Source organism: Polaromonas sp. P1_F4 (assembly GCF_056405675.1).
The window spans coordinates 774,986-793,034 of record NZ_JBFUBP010000001.1; the positions used below are offsets into that span (position 1 = coordinate 774,986).

The following is an 18,049-nucleotide window of genomic DNA, read 5'->3' on the forward strand; positions in this document are numbered from 1 at the left end:
GGCAGGCGCAGTGTGACACTCCGTCTTGCCGATATCGTTGAATCCCTGGCCGGTGCCGTACAGGTCGAACTTGTCGGCGACCCTGACCTGCAGATAGAGCGGCTCTCCACTTTGGAGGCAGCCGGTCCCGCGGACCTGAGTTTCCTCAGCCACCCCAAATACCTGTCCAAGCTCGCGCAGTCCGAGGCTGTCTGCGTCATTGTGGCGCCCGCCGCGCGCGAGGCCGCAGTCAAGCGGGGCGCTTGCATCGTCACAGACGATCCCTATCACGCTTTTGCGTTGGTCACCCAACTCTGGAAGCGGCGGCATTCCCCGCAGGTGGTTCCGCACATTCACCCCAGTGCCTATGTCGATCCCTCTGCCACTGTGGCGTCCGGCGTTTCGATCGGTGCATTTGCCTGCATTGGCCAAGACGCGGTGATTGGCACGGATGCGCGGATTGCGGAGCATTGCGTCGTCGGGCGGCATGCACAAATTGGCGCGAATACCCGGTTGTCGGCGCGCGTGACTGTGGCCGACGGCTGCCGCGTCGGGGAGCGCTGTATCGTACATTCCGGCGCGGTGATCGGCGCCGACGGTTTTGGCTTTGCATCGCACCAGGGGCAATGGGTGAAGATCGAGCAACTCGGTGGTGTGCAGATCGGCAATGATGTCGAGATCGGTGCCAACACCTGCATTGACCGCGGTGCGCTGCAGGATACGGTGCTGGAAGACGGTGTGAAGCTCGATAACCTGGTTCAGATCGGCCACAACGTCCGGGTTGGCAAACATACCGCCATGGCCGGCTGTGCCGGCGTAGCGGGCAGTGCCACGATTGGTGCGCATTGCACAGTGGGGGGCGGCGCCATTGTGCTGGGCCACCTGACGCTCGCCGATGGTGTGCATGTCTCGGCTGCATCGGTGGTAACCCGATCCATTTTGAAGCCCGGGCATTACACCGGTCTCTTTCCCATCGACGACAATGCTGTCTGGGAAAAAAATGCCGCTACGCTCAAGCAGCTTCATACGCTTCGTGAGCGTCTCAGGGAGGCTGAAAAAGCGATCCTGCACCCAGGACACACTCAAGAAAAATCATGATGGATATCCACCAAATTCTCAAACAACTGCCGCATCGTTATCCCATCCTGCTGGTGGACCGGGTGCTGGAAATCGAAAAAGGCAAACGCATCAAGGCGCTCAAAAACGTCACGATCAACGAGCCCTTTTTCATGGGGCACTTTCCCCATCACCCGGTGATGCCGGGGGTATTGATACTGGAAGCCATGGCGCAGGCGGCTGCGCTGCTGGCTTTCGAAACGCTGGGCGTCACGCCCGACGACAAGACGGTCTACTATTTCGCCGGCATCGACGGCGCACGCTTCAAGCGGCCCGTCGAACCTGGCGACCAGCTGATCATGGACGTCACACTGGACCGCATGAAGGCCGGCATTTTCAAATTCAAAGGGACCACCAGGGTAGGTGAGACCATAGCCTGCGAAGCCGAATTGATGTGCACCATGCGCACGATCGCGTGAGCCGGGTTGTGAAAATCAAGGCTGACGCGACATGACAGCATCTTCTTCCACGCCGGGCATTCACGCCACGGCGATTGTGGATCCGCAAGCCCAGCTCCATGAGTCTGTGAGCGTCGGTCCCTACACGGTCATTGGCCCGCACGTGAAGATTGGTGCCGGCACCACCGTAGGCGCCCACTGCGTGATCGAAGGCCACACCACCATTGGCCGTGACAACCGGATCTTCCAGTTCAATTCACTGGGCGCAATTCCGCAGGATAAAAAATATGCGAGTGAGCCTTGTGAGCTGGTTATCGGCGACCGCAACACCATTCGCGAGTTCTGTACCTTCAACATCGGTTCGCCGGGCGACAGCGGCGTGACCCGTGTGGGGGATGACAACTGGCTCATGGCCTATGTGCACCTGGCGCACGACTGCGTGGTGGGAAACAACACCATTTTTGCCAACAACACCCAACTGGGTGGGCATGTGCATGTCGGCGACTGGGTGATTCTGGGTGGCTTCACCGTCGCGCATCAGTTCGTGAAAATCGGTGCCCACAGTTTCACCGCCATGTGCTCATTGCTGTTTGCCGATTTGCCGCCTTTTGTCATGGCGCAGGGACAACCGGCCGAGGCGCGCTCCATGAATTTTGAAGGGCTACGGCGACGGGGCTTTTCACCGGAGCGAATTTCCGCTGTCAAGGCCATGCACAAAGCGCTGTACCGTGACGACCTGACCCTGGACGTATCGCGCGAGCGCATTGCCGCTCTGACGGAAAAGTACCCGGATGCTGCGCCTGACGTGCAGATGATGCTTTCATTTCTGGAGCAAACCTCGCCGCAGCGCGGCATTGTCCGGTAAGACCTATGTCGTTGATGGAGCCAAGCCCTCTGCCAGCCCGTAGAGAGGCAGGCCTCCCCGTTGCTGACTCCCTGAGAGCCCGTTCCCCTTGCGTGGCGATGGTCGCGGGCGAAACCTCTGGAGATTTGCTCGCCGGCCTGCTGCTCGATGGTTTCAAGGCCCGCTGGCCGGCACTGACGTCAAACGGTATCGGCGGCTCACAGATGGCAAGCCGCGGTTTTAACGCCTGGTGGCCCAGTGAAAAGCTCGCGGTACGCGGGTATGTTGAGGTATTGCGGCATTACCGCGAGATTGTCGGCATACGCGAACAACTGAAGCAGCGCCTGCTGGATCAGCGCCCCGATCTTTTCCTGGGCATTGACGCACCCGACTTCAATCTTGACCTGGAGGCGGCGCTCAAGGCCAAAGGCATCAAGACCGTGCATTTTGTCAGTCCCGCCATCTGGGCCTGGCGTGCCGACCGTGTTGAGAAGATCCGGCGCAGTGTGGATCATGTGCTGTGCATCTTTCCTTTTGAGCCTGCGCTGCTGGCTGCTCATGGCATTGCCGCGACCTATGTGGGGCACCCGCTGGCCAATGTCATTCCCCTGCAGCCTGACCGCGCAGCGGCCCGGCGCAAACTGGGTTTGCAGGATGAAGACACCGTGGTGGCCATTCTTCCCGGCAGCCGGAAATCTGAAATCCAGTACCTGGCTCAACGATTCTTTAAGGCTGCAGCCCTTATCCAACGTGCACAACCAGCTATCAAATTTATAGTGCCGGCCATTCCCGCGCTGAGGCACATGATTGAGCGCCATGCCGACCAGGAAGGAATGAAATCCCATCTGCAGATCATCGAGGGCCAGTCCCACAGTGCACTGGCGGCATGCGATGTAACGCTGATAGCCAGCGGTACCGCTACGCTGGAGGCGGCGCTTTTCAAGCGGCCCATGGTGATCGCCTACAACATGAACTGGCTGTCCTGGCAAATCATGCGGCGCAAAAAATTGCAGCCCTGGGTGGGCCTGCCCAATATCCTCTGCCGGGAGTTTGTCGTTCCGGAGCTGCTGCAGGACGCCGCTACGCCTGAGGCGCTGGCAGCGGGCGTGCTGAAATGGGTTGACGCAAAGTCTTCGGCACCTGACAAAATAGCGGCTGTAGAACAACGATTTACCGCGCTGCATGCGGAACTGCAGCGGGACACTTCAAAACTGGCGACAGATGCGATCCAGCAAATTCTTGAAAGCTGAGCAAACACCCTTGTCATGGGATACGCCTGGCCTCGTGGCTGGCGTGGACGAAGCTGGCCGGGGACCGTTGATGGGCCCGGTGGTCGCGGCCGCCGTCATTCTTGATGAGCTCAATCCCATTCAGGGGCTGGCCGACTCCAAGAAGCTCACGGCCTTGCGCCGCGAAAAACTCTATGACGAAATTCGAGCCAAAGCGTTGTGCTGTTCTATCGCGCTGGCGACGGTTGAGGAAATCGACAGCATCAACATCTTGCAGGCCACCATGCTGGCCATGCGGCGCGCGGTAGAAGGCCTGCGCCTCAAGCCCAACAAGGTGCTGGTCGACGGCAACCGGCTGCCGACGCTGGTGATTCTGTCCGAGGCCATTGTGGGTGGTGACGCGCTGGTGCCTTCGATTTCCGCAGCATCGATCCTGGCCAAGGTTTACCGCGACCGTTGGTGCGCGGAGTTCCATCTTGAGTATCCCCAGTACGGGTTTGCCGACCACAAAGGCTACGGTACGGCCGAGCATCTGGCTGCGTTGCGCGAACACGGCGCGTGTCCCCAGCATCGCAGGTCCTTTGCGCCGGTGGCTGAGGTCTTGCGGTGAGTTCCAGCTTCTCCGGGTCCTCCGGCTCCGCCACGTACATCACTTCGCGCGACAATCCCCTGATCAAAGAGCTGCGCAAACTGTCGCAAGACAGCACCGCGTACCGCAAGCAGGGCCGCGTCTGGCTGGAGGGGGATCATCTATGCCGTGCTGCGCTGGCGCGCGGCCTGAAACCTGCCATCGCAGTTTTTTCTGAATCATTTTGGTCTGCAAGCCAGTCTGAATGGGCGCAAGCAGCTATCAAAAACATAGTGATTCCCGATGCACTGCTGCCGGAAATCAGCGGCCTGGAGTCACCCGCACGCATGGGTTTTGTGCTGGATTTGCCGGTGCCCGCCAGCCCGCAGCCCCATGCAGCCTCGGTCATTCTGGACCGGGTGCAGGATGCCGGCAACGTGGGCTCCATCCTGCGCAGCGCGGCGGCCTTTGGGTTTGGCCAGGTTCTCGCCCTCAGGGGCACGGCGGCCCTCTGGTCGCCCAAGGTGCTGCGTGCCGGTATGGGCGCCCACTTTGGGCTGCAACTGGTGGAAGGCCTGGAGCCCGAGGCTCTGGCAGCATTGACCGTGCCCATCGTTGTCACCAGCTCGCACCAGGGCAGCTTTTTGCATCAGCAGAAGTTGCCTGTGCCGTGTGCATGGGCCATGGGCCACGAAGGGCAGGGCGTCAGCGACGACCTTATGGCAAGGGCGGCACTCAAGGTCCGCATCGACCAACCGGGGGGCGAGGAGTCGCTTAATGTGGCAGCCGCGGCCGCAATTTGCCTTTACACCAGCTCGGTACAGGCGGTGTAACGCCCGCCCGGGCGCGTTGACAGCCCCCAGTCTGCTTATGGCGGATGGATTTGATACCCATATTCGGCTGATTTCTCCGACTATGTGTTTAAAGCATAAACTGGCGTTCAGCTCAAGCTATAATCAAGGGCTTTTCAAAACACAGCTTCGCCCGAGCGCAGACAAAGCAAACACCCTCACAAAAGCAGCCAACTAAGGCAGCCAGCAAGAGTCTCCCAGAGACGTTTCTTGTGCACGCTTGGGCGAACCGTAACCAACCCGGAGAACCCAGTGCTTTTGTCTCTACAGGGATCACGCGAAAAATCCCCACACGCCATACTGGCGCTCGCAGACGGCACGGTCTTTATCGGCAATTCCATTGGAGCCGCAGGCTCCACAGTCGGCGAGGTGGTGTTCAATACCGCCATGACCGGCTACCAGGAAATCCTCACGGATCCGAGCTACTGCCAGCAGATCGTCACCCTCACGTACCCGCACATCGGCAACTACGGCATCAATGCCGAAGACGTTGAAGCTGAAAAAGTCCACGCCGCCGGCCTGATCATCAAGGACCTGCCGCTGCTGGCCTCGAACTTCCGCATGACCATGACCTTGTCCGAATACCTGGTCAAGGAAAACACGGTAGCCATCGCCGGCATTGACACCCGCCAGCTGACACGCCACCTGCGTACCAACGGCGCGCAAAACGGCTGCATCATGGCACTGCCTGCGGGCGAAGAAGTCAGCCAGCCCGCGATCGAGAAAGCCGTTGCGGCGGCGCGCGGCGCGCCCAGCATGGCCGGCCTGGACCTGGCCAAGGTCGTTTCGGTCAAGCAGACCTACGAATGGACGCAGACCGAGTGGAAGCTCGGCGCGGGTTACGGCGTGCAGATCACGCCCAAATTCCACGTCGTGGCTTTCGACTTCGGCGTGAAGAAAAACATCCTGCGCATGATGGCCGAGCGCGGTGCGCGCATCACCGTGGTGCCGGCACAAACGCCAGCCGCCGACGTGCTCAAGCTCAAACCCGACGGCATCTTCCTGGCCAATGGCCCGGGCGACCCTGAGCCTTGTGACTACGCGATTGCGGCGGTGCGCGAACTCATTGAGACCGGCATCCCGACTTTCGGTATCTGCCTGGGCCACCAGATCATGGCACTGGCCAGCGGTGCGAAGACCTTCAAGATGAAGTTTGGCCACCATGGTGCGAACCATCCGGTGAAAGATCTCGACAATGGCCGCGTCAGCATCACCAGCCAGAACCATGGTTTCGCGGTCGACGAAAAAAGCCTGCCCGCCAACCTGCGGCCCACGCATATCAGCCTGTTTGACGGCACGCTGCAAGGCCTGGCCCGTACCGACAAGCCGGCGTTCTGCTTTCAGGGTCACCCGGAAGCCTCGCCTGGCCCGCACGATATTTCGTATCTGTTTGATCGTTTCACAGCCCTCATGGAACAGCATGGAGGGAACAAATAATGCCAAAACGTACAGACATCAAAAGCGTCCTCATCATCGGCGCCGGCCCCATCATCATTGGCCAGGCCTGCGAATTCGACTATTCCGGCGTGCAAGCCTGCAAGGCATTGCGCGAAGAGGGCTACAAGGTCATCCTGATCAACAGCAACCCCGCCACGATCATGACCGACCCGGCCACCGCCGACGTCACCTACATTGAACCCATCACCTGGCAGACGGTTGAAAAGATCATCGCCAAGGAGCGCCCTGACGCCATCCTGCCGACCATGGGTGGGCAGACCGCGCTCAACTGCGCGCTCGACCTTTGGCACAACGGCGTGCTCGACAAATACAAGGTCGAGCTGATTGGCGCCAAGCCCGAAGCCATCGACAAGGCCGAAGATCGCCTGAAGTTCAAGGACGCGATGACCAAGATCGGTCTGGGCTCAGCCCGCTCCGGTATCGCGCACAGCATGGACGAAGCCTGGGCGGTGCAGAAGACCGTCGGCTTCCCGACCGTGATCCGACCCAGCTTTACCCTGGGCGGCACCGGCGGCGGCATCGCCTACAACTCCGAAGAATTCGAAGTCATCTGCAAGCGCGGCCTCGAAGCCTCGCCCACCAATGAACTGCTGATTGAAGAATCGCTGCTCGGCTGGAAAGAGTACGAGATGGAAGTCGTGCGCGACACCGCCGACAACTGCATCATCGTTTGCTCGATCGAAAACCTGGACCCAATGGGCGTGCACACCGGCGACTCGATCACCGTAGCCCCGGCCCAGACGCTGACTGACAAGGAATACCAGATCCTGCGCAATGCCTCGCTGGCCGTGCTGCGCGAAATCGGCGTGGACACCGGCGGCTCCAACGTGCAGTTCTCCATCAATCCGGTCGATGGACGCATGGTCGTGATCGAGATGAACCCGCGCGTCTCGCGCTCCTCGGCGCTGGCCTCCAAGGCCACGGGTTTCCCTATCGCCAAGGTCGCGGCCAAGCTGGCTGTCGGCTACACGCTCGACGAGCTGCGCAACGAAATCACGGGCGGTGCAACCCCAGCGAGCTTCGAGCCCAGCATCGACTACGTCGTGACCAAGATTCCGCGTTTCGCGTTTGAGAAATTCCCTGCTGCTGATTCGCGCCTGACCACGCAGATGAAATCCGTCGGTGAAGTGATGGCCATGGGCCGCACCTTCCAGGAGTCCTTCCAGAAAGCGCTGCGCGGCCTGGAAGTCGGCGTCGACGGCATGAACGAGAAGACGCAGGACCGTGAAGTGCTTGAGAAAGAACTCGGCGCGCCCGGCCCCGACCGCATCTGGTATGTGGGTGACGCGTTTGCGCTGGGCATGAGCGTCGATGAAGTGTTTGCGCTCACCAAGATCGACCCTTGGTTCCTCGTGCAGATCGAGCAGATCGTCAAGATCGAGCTTGAGCTCGAGACCACTTCGCTCGACAAGATTGACGCTGTCACGCTGCGCGCGCTGAAGCAAAAAGGCTTCTCCGACCGCCGCCTGGCCAAGCAGCTCAAGACCACCGACACGGCCATCCGTGAAAAACGCCGTGCGCTGGGTGTGCGTCCGGTCTACAAGCGCGTGGACACGTGTGCCGCCGAGTTTGCGACCAACACCGCCTACATGTACTCGACGTACGAGGCCGAAGGCAGCGAGTGCGAAGCCGCACCGACCGACAAGAAAAAGATCATGGTGCTGGGCGGCGGGCCCAACCGCATCGGGCAGGGCATTGAGTTTGACTACTGTTGCGTGCACGCGGCGCTGGCGATGCGCGAAGACGGCTACGAGACCATCATGGTCAACTGCAACCCTGAAACGGTTTCGACCGACTACGACACTTCGGACCGCCTGTACTTCGAGCCGCTGACGCTCGAAGACGTGCTCGAAATTGTCGACAAGGAAAAGCCACTGGGCGTGATCGTCCAGTACGGCGGCCAGACACCTTTGAAGTTGGCGCTGGACCTCGAAGCCAACGGCGTGCCCATCATCGGCACTTCGCCCGACATGATCGACGCGGCAGAAGACCGCGAGCGCTTTCAGAAGCTGCTGCACGAGTTGAAGCTGCGCCAGCCGCCCAATGCCACGGCACGCACTGAACCTGAAGCGCTTGAAAAAGCTGCCGCACTGGGCTACCCGCTGGTTGTGCGCCCCAGTTATGTCCTGGGCGGCCGTGCCATGGAAATCGTGCATGAGCAGCGCGACCTTGAGCGTTATATGCGTGAGGCTGTCAAGGTCAGCCATGACTCGCCTGTGTTGCTTGATCGCTTCCTGAACGACGCCATCGAGTGCGACGTGGACTGCCTGCGAGACCCCGAAGGCCGCACTTTCATCGGCGGCGTGATGGAGCACATTGAACAAGCCGGCGTGCATAGCGGCGACTCCGCCTGCTCATTGCCACCGTACTCCCTGAGCGCTGAAACCGTCACCGAAATCAAGCGTCAGACCGCAGCCATGGCCGAGGCCCTGACGGTGGTCGGGTTGATGAACGTGCAGTTCGCGATCCAGAACATTGACGGCAAGGACGTGATCTACGTGCTGGAAGTCAACCCTCGCGCTTCACGTACCGTGCCTTTCGTCAGCAAGGCCACCGGCATCCAGCTGGCCAAGGTGGCGGCACGCTGCATGGTCGGCCAGTCACTCGCTTCCCAGGGCATCAAGGACGAAGTTACGCCGCCTTACTTCAGTGTCAAGGAGGCGGTGTTCCCCTTCGTCAAGTTCCCAGGCGTGGACACGATTCTCGGCCCCGAGATGAAATCCACCGGCGAAGTCATGGGCGTGGGCAAGACCTTCGGCGAAGCCTTCGTGAAGTCCCAGCTCGGCGCGGGCACCAAACTGCCGACCTCCGGCAAAGTGTTTCTCACCGTCAAGAACAATGACAAGCCGCGTGCCGTGGAAGTGGCGCGCAAGCTGGCGGCCCTGAAGTTTGAAATCGTGGCCACCAAAGGCACTGCGGCCGCCATTCAGGCCGCGGGTATCGCCTGCACCGTGGTCAACAAGGTCACCGAAGGCCGGCCACACGTGGTGGACATGATCAAGAACAACGAAATCGCCCTGGTCATCAACACGGTGGAAGAGCGGCGCAACGCGATCACCGATTCGCGCCAGATCCGCACCTCGGCGCTACTGGCCCGTGTGACGACCTACACCACCATTGCCGGCGCCGAAGCGGCCGTGGAGGGCATGAAGTACCTGGACAACCTGCCGGTTTATTCCGTGCAGGAGTTGCATGCGCAGCTAGGCTGACAGCCTGACGACCCGGGTTTTTTCCGGATTTCAGCAGGTCCGATTTGCATTAAACTTGTTTGATTGAAATTTTGGATTCAAGCGCCGCCGCCAGGTGACTGGTGGCGGTTTCGCTTTTGAGAGGAGCAAAAACATGGCAACCATTCCCATTACCAAGCGTGGCGCGGAAAGCCTCAAGGCCGAGCTGCACCAGCTGAAAACCGTTGACCGGCCCTGGGTCATCAATTCCATTTCCGAAGCGCGTGCCCAGGGTGACCTGAGCGAAAACGCCGAATACGACGCCGCCAAGGACCGTCAGGGCTTTATCGAAGGCCGTATTCAGGAAATCGAAGGCAAGCTTTCCGCCGCGCAGATCATCGACCCGTCCGAACTGGACGCCGGCGGCAAGGTCGTGTTCGGTTCCACGATCGAACTGGAAGATGAAGATACCGGCGACAAGGTGACTTATCAGATCGTGGGTGAAGACGAGGCCGACATCAAGGCGGGCCGGGTCAACATCAGCTCGCCGATTGCACGTGCGCTGATCGGTAAGGATGAAGGCGACACCGCTGAAGTTCAGGCGCCAGGCGGCATCAAGCGCTACGAAATCATCGCGGTGATGTACATCTAAACATCCTGATTTCATTCATGAAGCAGCGCTTCAATGTGATGGTGGCGGCTCTCTGGTGGGGCAGCCTGACCAGTTTGGGATTCGTGGTGGTCCCCATGTTGTTCGCCAATTTGGGCTCATCCGCTGCGGCCGGCGCCATGGCGGCGAAGCTCTTTACCGCACAAACATGGCTTAGTACTGGCTGCGCCATGCTGTTGCTCCTGGTTCTTAACAAAAAAGACGATGTAGCCCTTGCGCAGCAAGCGCAAGCAGCTATGAAATTCATAGTGGCTGGCTTGTTGCTGGCCTTGCTGGTGGAGTTCGGCATCGCGCCGCGCATCGTCAGTGCGCGTGCCGAAGGCGGCAACCTCAAGCTTTGGCATGGCCTGGGTACGGCGCTGTATGTTGTGCAGTGGCTGTGCGCCGGCCTGGTTCTTTGGCGCCTGGCGCATGTGGGCTCTACGCCGCCGCAGGCTGCAGAGCGTGGCGTGGACTCCACCGCGACCTAGACGCGTTCGGCCGCTTCCAGCGTATTGACCAGCAGCATGGTGATGGTCATGGGGCCGACACCGCCGGGCACCGGTGTGATGTAGCCTGCCACTTCTTTTACGCCGTCAAAATCCACGTCGCCGCAGAGCTTGCCTTCGTCATTGCGGTTCATACCCACATCGATCACGACTGCGCCCGGCTTGACCATATCGGCCGTCAGCACGTTGCGCTTGCCGACAGCCGCCACGATCACGTCGGCCTGCAGTGTCATGGCCTTGAGGTCTTTGGTCGCGCTGTGGCAAATGGTGACGGTGGCGTTCTTTTGCAGCAGCATCAGTGCCATGGGTTTGCCGACGATGTTGCTGCGGCCGATGACCACGGCATGCTTGCCTTTGAGGTCGTAGCCGATGCTTTCCAGCATCTTCATGCAGCCATAAGGTGTGCAGGGCCAGAAGCCCGGCTGGCCGACCATGAGCGCGCCGGCGCTGGCGACGTGAAACCCGTCAACGTCTTTCGCGGGCGAGATCGATTCGATGACTTTTTGCGCATCGATATGCGCCGGTAGCGGCAATTGCACCAGGATGCCGTGGATGGCCGGGTCGTTGTTGAGCGCTGCCACACGGGACAGCAGGTCGGTTTCGCTCAGGGTGGCGGGGTATTGCTCGAGCACCGAATGCAGGCCGTTGTCCTGGCAGGCCTTGACCTTGTTGCGCACGTAGACCTGGCTGGCGGGGTTCTCGCCCACCAGCACCACGGCCAGGCCCGGCGTGACGCCGCGTGCGCGCAGGGCGGCGGCGCGTTGGGCGACTTCAGCGCGCAGTTGTTTGGAGAGGGCGTTTCCGTCGATCAGCTGGGCAGTCATTTTTATCGATTTTCAAGTAAAAACGCCCGCAAATCCAATCATCACGGGCGCGAGCAGCTATCAGAAAGATAGCGGAAGGAGGTCAGCCTTTCGGTGCGCTGGATCCGAGGGCTATTTTGAGCAGGTCGGCCACGGTATTGGCGTTGAGCTTTTCCATGATGTTGGCGCGGTGCGCTTCTACCGTCTTGATGCTGATGCCCAGGTCGTCGGCAATCTGCTTGTTGAGGCGGCCGGCCACGATGCGCTCAAGCACCTGGGCTTCGCGCGAGGTGAGCTTGGCGAGCAGGGCGTCGCGGCTGGCGGACTGCTGGTAGTCGCTGAAGGCTTCTTTGGCCTGCTCAAGCATGCGCTCGACCAGGTTGACCAGGGCTTCTTCCTGGAAGGGCTTCTGGATGAAATCCATGGCGCCTTTTTTCATGGTGTTGACCGCCATGGGTACGTCGCCATGGCCGGTAATGAACACGATGGGAAGCGGTGACTTGCGCTCGACCAGGCGGTCCTGCAGTTCCAGGCCCGTCATGCCGCCCATGCGGATGTCGACGATCAGGCAGGCGACTTCACGCGGGTCGTAACGGGAGAGGAATGTTTCGGCCGAGTCGTAGCAGCGGACCCGGTAGTCCTTGCCTTCCAGCAGCCACTGAAGCGAGTCGCGCACGCCCTCGTCATCATCAACGACGTAGACGGTACCTTTTTTGGGAATCAAGCTCATGCCAAACTTTCTTTCGTGAACTTCTCGAAAAGACGGTTCTTGAAGGGGTTTCAATGAACGCCGGTATCCTTGGTTGCTATGGTATCGCTAGCAGGCGCCGCCGGTGCCAGCAGGGGCGTCACGGGGATCCAGAAGGTAAACCGGCACCCCACCACTTCGTCCCCATTGTAGAGGTTCTGGGCCTCCATTCTTCCCTGGTGGGACTCGACAATGCTGCGGCAGAGTTTGAGGCCTATGCCCATGCCTTCCGCCTTGGTCGAATAGAAGGCTTCATACAGCCGGCCCATGACTTCAGGCGACAGGCCACGCCCCGTATCGAGCACCGAAAACTCCACCACGGCCTGGTCTTCAATCTGCTTGGGTACCACGCGCAATTCAACGCTGCGCCGCGCTGTCGGCAGGTGCGCCTGTTCAATCGATTCAGCCGCGTTTTTCATCAGGTTGATCAGCACCTGCTCGATCAGGATGGGGTCCACCATGATGTCGGGCAGGCGGGCTGCGATGTAGTGACTGAGCCGCACGTGATGGCGCCGCAGCTCGATGTCGGCCAGCTCCATCGCATTGCTCACGATGGTCGCCACGTCGGCGGAGCTGCGGTTGGGCTCGCTGCGTTTGACGAAGGAGCGTATGCGCTGGATGATCTGCCCGGCGCGGTGCGCCTGTTTGGCGGTTTTCTCCAGCGCCACCAGCAGGTCTTCGTTGCTGATCTGCTGGCCCTTGATGCGCGACACCATGCCGTTGCAATAATTGTTGATGGCCGTCAGCGGCTGGTTGAGTTCGTGCGCCACGCTGGAGGCCATTTCCCCCATGGTGATCAGGCGGCTCGCAGTCTGGGCCCGCTCGTTCTGCTGGGCTGCCTGCTCTTCGGCATGACGCCGCGGCGTGATGTCGGTGGCAATCACCATCTGGGCCAGGCGGCCGTCCACCCACGTGAGGTAACGCGAGCGAACCTCCAGCCACTTGCTGAGTTCGGGCACATAAATTTCGGCGTTTTCCGTCTGCGCCGCCGTCAGCGTGTCGGTCGGCAGGCCTGCCAGGCCGTCGACCGCATCCAGCGCATCTTCGGTGGGTACGGCTGAAGGCACGCCGGCTTGCGCGATCAGGTTCAGGTGGCCGGAGACTTCACCGCCAAACCACGAGCGGTACAGCTTGTTGGCAAACAGCAGCTCTTCACTGCCCAGCGGCGCCACGGACACGGCCGCGTCCAGTCCCTCAAGTACCGTGGTGAAACGTTCGTAAGAAGCTGTGAGCTCTTCGCGGATGCGTTTGGGTTCGGTGATGTCGGTCATGGACGTCATCCAGCCGGTTTGCTGGCCGCGCGGATCAATCAGCGGCGAGACATACATGCGCGCGTCAAAAATCTGGCCGTTCTTGCGCTTGACGCGCACCTCGAAACCACCGGGCGGCGTGCGGCCGTGCAGTTCATCGTCCAGCCGCTGCATCAGGGTCTCGATCTCGCCTTCCGGCCAATGCGGGAAGGGCGGCGTACGGCCCACCAGGTCGCCTTCAGTGAGGCCCGTCATCTGGCAAAACGCCGGGTTCACATAGGTGATGCGGCCCTGCAGGTCCAGCGCGCGCATGCCGGTCAGCATGGAGTTCTCCATGGCGCGGCGAAAGTTGGTTTCAGAAATCAAGGCTTGCTGGGCCTGCACGCGACGGCGCGTATGGCGCCAGGTGCCCAGCAGCATCCACACCGTCAGTGCGCTCAGGGCGCTGACCAGCCAGAAAAAACCGCTGCCCACCACGCCCAATGAGGCCCGATAGCCTTCCGCGCGAATCAGCAGGCCGTTGCCTACCGGTGAAACCGGTATTTCATATTCGGCGGCGGCATCGGTCCAGGGCAAAAGCCGGGCCGCGGGGTTGCGGGGCGGCGGGAGGTTGCCTGCCAGCACCGTGTTTTTGTCGTCGATCAGCGTGACCGCGTATTTGGCCGTCACGTCCGTCGGCACGCCAAAGCGCAGCAGCCCGTCGATGGAGTATTCGCCCATGATGACGCCGGCAAATTTCCCCTGGTCATCGAGCGGCACCTGCAACTGCAGGGTAGGGGTGTTGTAGCCGCTGGCTTCCTTGGTCACCAGCGGTCGCGAATACACCGGTTGCCGCAGGTCTCTTGCCAGGTCGTAGGTGCCGTCTGTTTCGCCGACCTTGAGTTGCTCGCCCGCGCCGCGCAGCTGGCTGGCGTTGGCGCTGGGCGATACATAGGCCACCTTGATCCGCCGCCGGCTGTCCACCCAGGTGACTGCCATGAGTTCGGGGTACTGGTTGACCAGGGATTCGGCCTGCGAGATGAATTCTTCCGTATCCACTTCCTTGTTGGAGACATCGCGCCCTATGCGCATGAGCTGTTCCTGGCGCTCCAGAAGGCGCAGGCGCAGGCGCTGCTGGGCGTATTCCACATCGCGCTTGACGGCCTGTTGCTCGCGGTCGATTTCTTCGATGCGCAGGTAACCGAAGGCTGCAATCACGGCTGCCAGAAACAGCACCACGGCCAGCAGGGGCCCCAAGGTGATGAAACGGTCCTGGCGCGACGGCGACTGCTTGCGCCACCATCGCCTCCACAGGGCAAAGGTGGCGGAGTTCGCCGTGGTGTCGGCGGTGGCGGGGGCTTGCTGGGTCATAGGGAATGATGCAGTTTAAGTGAGATGCCCCTCTGTGGTCAGGGTTGACCCTGATCTTTTAATGTGAGGCTGTGGGCTGCGCTGTCGCATCGCCGGTTTCGATAAAGCAACCGGTATTTGCCAAGGGCATTTCCCCGCAGGTATCGATTTGCCCAAGGCGTATGAAATTTCTTAATGTGAAATCAATAGGCACTATTTGAAATTTAACAAATATTGTGAGAAACTAGACGCTTGAATCTAATTTGCGTTTAAAACACGCTTAGGCGCAATTGGACACAGGCTCCGCGCACAGCCCGACAAGAGGCTGTATTGCGGATTAACAAAGCTTTATCAGGCTACTCAGGAGACAAAAAATGGCTGCCATTCCGAACCAAGCGGGCGACAACTTGCGCGCTGCCGCCAACGACGCGCTGGACAAGGACACCCAGGAAACCCGCGAATGGATGGACGCCCTGTCCGCCGTCATCGAAAGTGAAGGTCCCGAGCGCGCCCACTTTCTGCTCGAGCAACTCCTTGAGCACGCCCGCCAGAAAAGCATCGACATGCCTTTTTCGGCCAATACGGGCTATGTCAACACCATTGAAACCGACCACGAAGAGCGTTCCCCCGGCAACCTCGAGATTGAAGAACGCCTTCGCGCCTACATGCGCTGGAACGCCATGGCCATGGTCGTCAAGGCCAACCGCCTGCACCCCGCTGATGGTGGTGACCTGGGCGGCCACATCGGCTCCTTCGCCTCGCTGGCCAGCCTGTTCGGGGCCGGCTTCAACCATTTCTGGCACGCCGAGAGCGCTGAACCGGGTAAAGAGCACGGCGGTGACTGCCTTTACATCCAGGGCCATGTGTCGCCAGGCGTCTATGCCCGTGCTTACCTTGAAGGCCGTCTGACCGAAGAGCAATTGCTCAACTTCCGCCAGGAAGTCGACGGCAAGGGCCTGTCCAGCTACCCGCATCCCAAGCTCATGCCCGAGTTCTGGCAGTTTCCCACCGTCTCCATGGGCCTCGGCCCGCTGATGGCGATCTACCAGGCCCGTTTCCTCAAGTACCTGCACGCCCGCGGCATTGCCAACACCGAAAACCGCAAGGTCTGGGTCTTCTGCGGCGACGGCGAGATGGACGAAGTCGAATCGATGGGCGCTATCGGCCTGGCCGCGCGCGAAAAGCTCGACAACCTCGTCTTCGTCATCAACTGCAACCTGCAGCGCCTGGATGGCCCGGTGCGCGGCAACGGCAAGATCATCCAGGAACTCGAAGGCGAGTTCCGCGGTGCCGGCTGGAACGTCATCAAACTTATCTGGGGCAGCAACTGGGATCCGCTGCTGGCGCGCGACAAGGACGGCGCACTTCGCAAGGTCATGATGGACACCGTTGACGGCGACTACCAGGCCATGAAAGCCAACGACGGCGCTTTCGTCCGCAAGCATTTCTTCGGCAAGGACCCGCGCACGCTCGAGATGGTCGCCAAGATGAGCGATGACGACATCTGGAACCTGCGCCGCGGCGGCCATGATTCGCAAAAGGTCTATGCGGCCTTCCACGCGGCCGTGAAGCACGAGGGCCAGCCTACCGTCCTGCTGATCAAGACGGTCAAAGGCTTCGGCATGGGCAAGATCGGCGAAGGCAAGAACAACGTCCACCAGACCAAAAAGCTGGCCGACGAAGACATCAAGGCTTTCCGCGACCGCTTCAACATCCCGATTCCCGACAGCCAGCTCGCCGACATCCCGTTTTACAAGCCGGCCGAAGACACCCCCGAGATGCGTTACCTGCACGAGCGCCGCAAGGCCCTGGGCGGCTACCTGCCGCACCGCCGCGTCAAGGCCGACGAGCAGTTCACCGTGCCGGCCCTGGAGACCTTCAAGTCGGTGATTGAACCCACGGCCGAAGGCCGCGAAATCTCGACCACGCAGGCGTATGTGCGCTTTCTCACGCAACTGCTGCGCGACCAGGCCCTGGGCCCACGCGTGGTGCCCATCCTGGTCGATGAAGCCCGCACCTTCGGCATGGAAGGCCTGTTCCGCCAGATCGGTATCTACAACCCTGACGGCCAGCAATACACGCCGGTCGACAAAGACCAGGTGATGTACTACAAGGAAGACAAGCAAGGCCAGATTCTGCAAGAGGGCATCAACGAAGCCGGCGGCATGAGCAGCTGGATCGCAGCCGCCACCTCGTACAGCACCAACAACCGGATCATGATCCCGTTCTATGTGTACTACTCGATGTTCGGCTTCCAGCGTGTCGGCGATCTGGCCTGGGCGGCCGGCGACATGCAGGCGCGCGGCTTCCTGCTGGGCGGTACCTCGGGCCGCACCACGCTGAATGGCGAAGGCCTGCAGCACGAAGACGGCCACAGCCACATCCTGGCCGGCACGATTCCCAACTGCATCAGCTACGACCCAACCTTTGCCCATGAAGTCGGCGTCATCCTGCACCATGGCCTCAAGCGCATGGTCGAAAAGCAGGACAACGTGTATTTCTACCTCACGCTGCTGAACGAAAACTATGCGATGCCCGGCCTCAAGCCCGGTACTGAAGAGCAGATCATCAAGGGGATGTACCTCTGCAAGGAAGGCGCCAAGCTCACGCCGCGCGTGCAGCTCCTGGGCTCCGGCACCATCCTGCGTGAATCCATTGCCGCGCAAGAGTTGCTTGAAAAAGAGTGGGGCGTTGCCGCCAACGTGTGGAGCTGCCCGAGCTTCAACGAACTGGCCCGCGACGGCCAGGACTGCGAACGCTGGAACCTGCTGCACCCGACCGACAAACAGCGTGTGCCGTTTGTCAGCCAGCAGCTTGAAAAGCACACCGGCCCAGTGGTCGCATCCACAGACTACATGAAGGCCTATGCCGAGCAGATCCGCTCCTTCGTGCCCAAGGGCCGTACCTACAAGGTGCTGGGCACCGACGGTTTTGGCCGCAGCGACTTCCGCAGCAAGCTGCGTGAGCACTTCGAGATCAACCGCCACTACATCGTCGTGGCGGCGCTCAAGGCGCTCAGCGAAGAGGGCACCGTGCCGGCGGCCAAGGTTGCCGAGGCCATCAAAAAGTACGGCATCAACGCCGACAAGATCAATCCGCTTTACGCTTGAGTTAAAACCCTGACGTAGCACCTGTAGCAACCGGAGACAAG

General features: G+C 60.6%; 14 protein-coding genes. 11 read left to right on the plus strand and 3 right to left on the minus strand.

Annotated features, from left to right (window positions below; translation table 11 throughout):
- Positions 1-12: 12 nt before the first annotated feature.
- The 10 genes from lpxD to AC1DYQ_RS03675 all read left to right on the plus strand — a co-directional run bounded on the left by lpxD (position 13) and on the right by AC1DYQ_RS03675 (position 10,750).
- Positions 13-1,077, plus strand: a complete 1,065-nt coding sequence (gene lpxD / locus AC1DYQ_RS03630) for a UDP-3-O-(3-hydroxymyristoyl)glucosamine N-acyltransferase (protein ID WP_477685603.1) — start codon at positions 13-15, stop codon at positions 1,075-1,077.
- The gene (gene fabZ, locus AC1DYQ_RS03635; protein ID WP_477685604.1) at positions 1,074-1,514 is read left to right on the plus strand and encodes a 3-hydroxyacyl-ACP dehydratase FabZ; all 441 of its coding nucleotides are present in this window, start codon (positions 1,074-1,076) and stop codon (positions 1,512-1,514) included. The genes lpxD and fabZ overlap by 4 nt, the downstream gene beginning before the upstream one ends.
- A gap of 31 nt (positions 1,515-1,545) precedes the next feature.
- Positions 1,546-2,358, plus strand: a complete 813-nt coding sequence (gene lpxA, locus AC1DYQ_RS03640) for an acyl-ACP--UDP-N-acetylglucosamine O-acyltransferase (RefSeq protein WP_477685605.1) — start codon at positions 1,546-1,548, stop codon at positions 2,356-2,358.
- A gap of 92 nt (positions 2,359-2,450) precedes the next feature.
- Complete coding sequence (lpxB, locus tag AC1DYQ_RS03645; protein ID WP_477685606.1) at positions 2,451-3,587, plus strand: lipid-A-disaccharide synthase; 1,137 nt, start codon at positions 2,451-2,453, stop codon at positions 3,585-3,587.
- Positions 3,559-4,176 carry a ribonuclease HII gene (rnhB, locus tag AC1DYQ_RS03650; RefSeq protein WP_477685607.1) on the plus strand — a complete coding sequence of 206 codons (618 nt, stop codon included), beginning with the start codon at positions 3,559-3,561 and terminating at the stop codon, positions 4,174-4,176. Before lpxB ends, rnhB begins: the two co-directional genes overlap by 29 nt.
- Positions 4,173-4,967, plus strand: a complete 795-nt coding sequence (locus AC1DYQ_RS03655) for a TrmH family RNA methyltransferase (RefSeq protein WP_477685608.1) — start codon at positions 4,173-4,175, stop codon at positions 4,965-4,967. Before rnhB ends, AC1DYQ_RS03655 begins: the two co-directional genes overlap by 4 nt.
- Before the next feature lie 270 nt (positions 4,968-5,237).
- Entirely contained in the window at positions 5,238-6,422 is a 1,185-nt protein-coding gene (gene carA / locus AC1DYQ_RS03660) for a glutamine-hydrolyzing carbamoyl-phosphate synthase small subunit (RefSeq protein WP_477685609.1), read from the plus strand.
- Positions 6,422-9,652: a carbamoyl-phosphate synthase large subunit gene (carB, locus tag AC1DYQ_RS03665; protein WP_477685610.1), complete on the plus strand. Its 3,231-nt coding sequence runs from the start codon at positions 6,422-6,424 to the stop codon at positions 9,650-9,652. The genes carA and carB overlap by 1 nt, the downstream gene beginning before the upstream one ends.
- A 133-nt stretch (positions 9,653-9,785) precedes the next feature.
- A complete protein-coding gene (gene greA, locus AC1DYQ_RS03670; protein WP_477649842.1) occupies positions 9,786-10,262 on the plus strand; it encodes a transcription elongation factor GreA in 477 nt (158 codons plus the stop codon).
- 17 nt (positions 10,263-10,279) lie between these two features.
- Positions 10,280-10,750 carry a DUF4149 domain-containing protein gene (locus tag AC1DYQ_RS03675; RefSeq protein WP_477685611.1) on the plus strand — a complete coding sequence of 157 codons (471 nt, stop codon included), beginning with the start codon at positions 10,280-10,282 and terminating at the stop codon, positions 10,748-10,750.
- Here AC1DYQ_RS03675 and folD read toward each other — a convergent pair.
- The 3 genes from folD to AC1DYQ_RS03690 form a co-directional block, all read right to left on the minus strand.
- A complete protein-coding gene (gene folD, locus AC1DYQ_RS03680; protein WP_477685612.1) occupies positions 10,747-11,592 on the minus strand; it encodes a bifunctional methylenetetrahydrofolate dehydrogenase/methenyltetrahydrofolate cyclohydrolase FolD in 846 nt (281 codons plus the stop codon). The genes AC1DYQ_RS03675 and folD overlap by 4 nt on opposite strands.
- 82 nt (positions 11,593-11,674) lie before the next feature.
- Entirely contained in the window at positions 11,675-12,301 is a 627-nt protein-coding gene (locus AC1DYQ_RS03685; RefSeq protein WP_477685613.1) for a response regulator transcription factor, read from the minus strand.
- Between the two features lie 50 nt (positions 12,302-12,351).
- The gene (locus tag AC1DYQ_RS03690) at positions 12,352-14,919 is read right to left on the minus strand and encodes a PAS domain S-box protein (RefSeq protein ID WP_477685614.1); all 2,568 of its coding nucleotides are present in this window, start codon (positions 14,917-14,919) and stop codon (positions 12,352-12,354) included.
- A 353-nt stretch (positions 14,920-15,272) separates the two neighbouring features.
- Between AC1DYQ_RS03690 and aceE the strand changes: the two genes are divergently transcribed.
- Positions 15,273-18,008 carry a pyruvate dehydrogenase (acetyl-transferring), homodimeric type gene (aceE, locus tag AC1DYQ_RS03695; RefSeq protein WP_477685615.1) on the plus strand — a complete coding sequence of 912 codons (2,736 nt, stop codon included), beginning with the start codon at positions 15,273-15,275 and terminating at the stop codon, positions 18,006-18,008.
- The last annotated feature ends 41 nt before the right edge of the window (positions 18,009-18,049 follow it).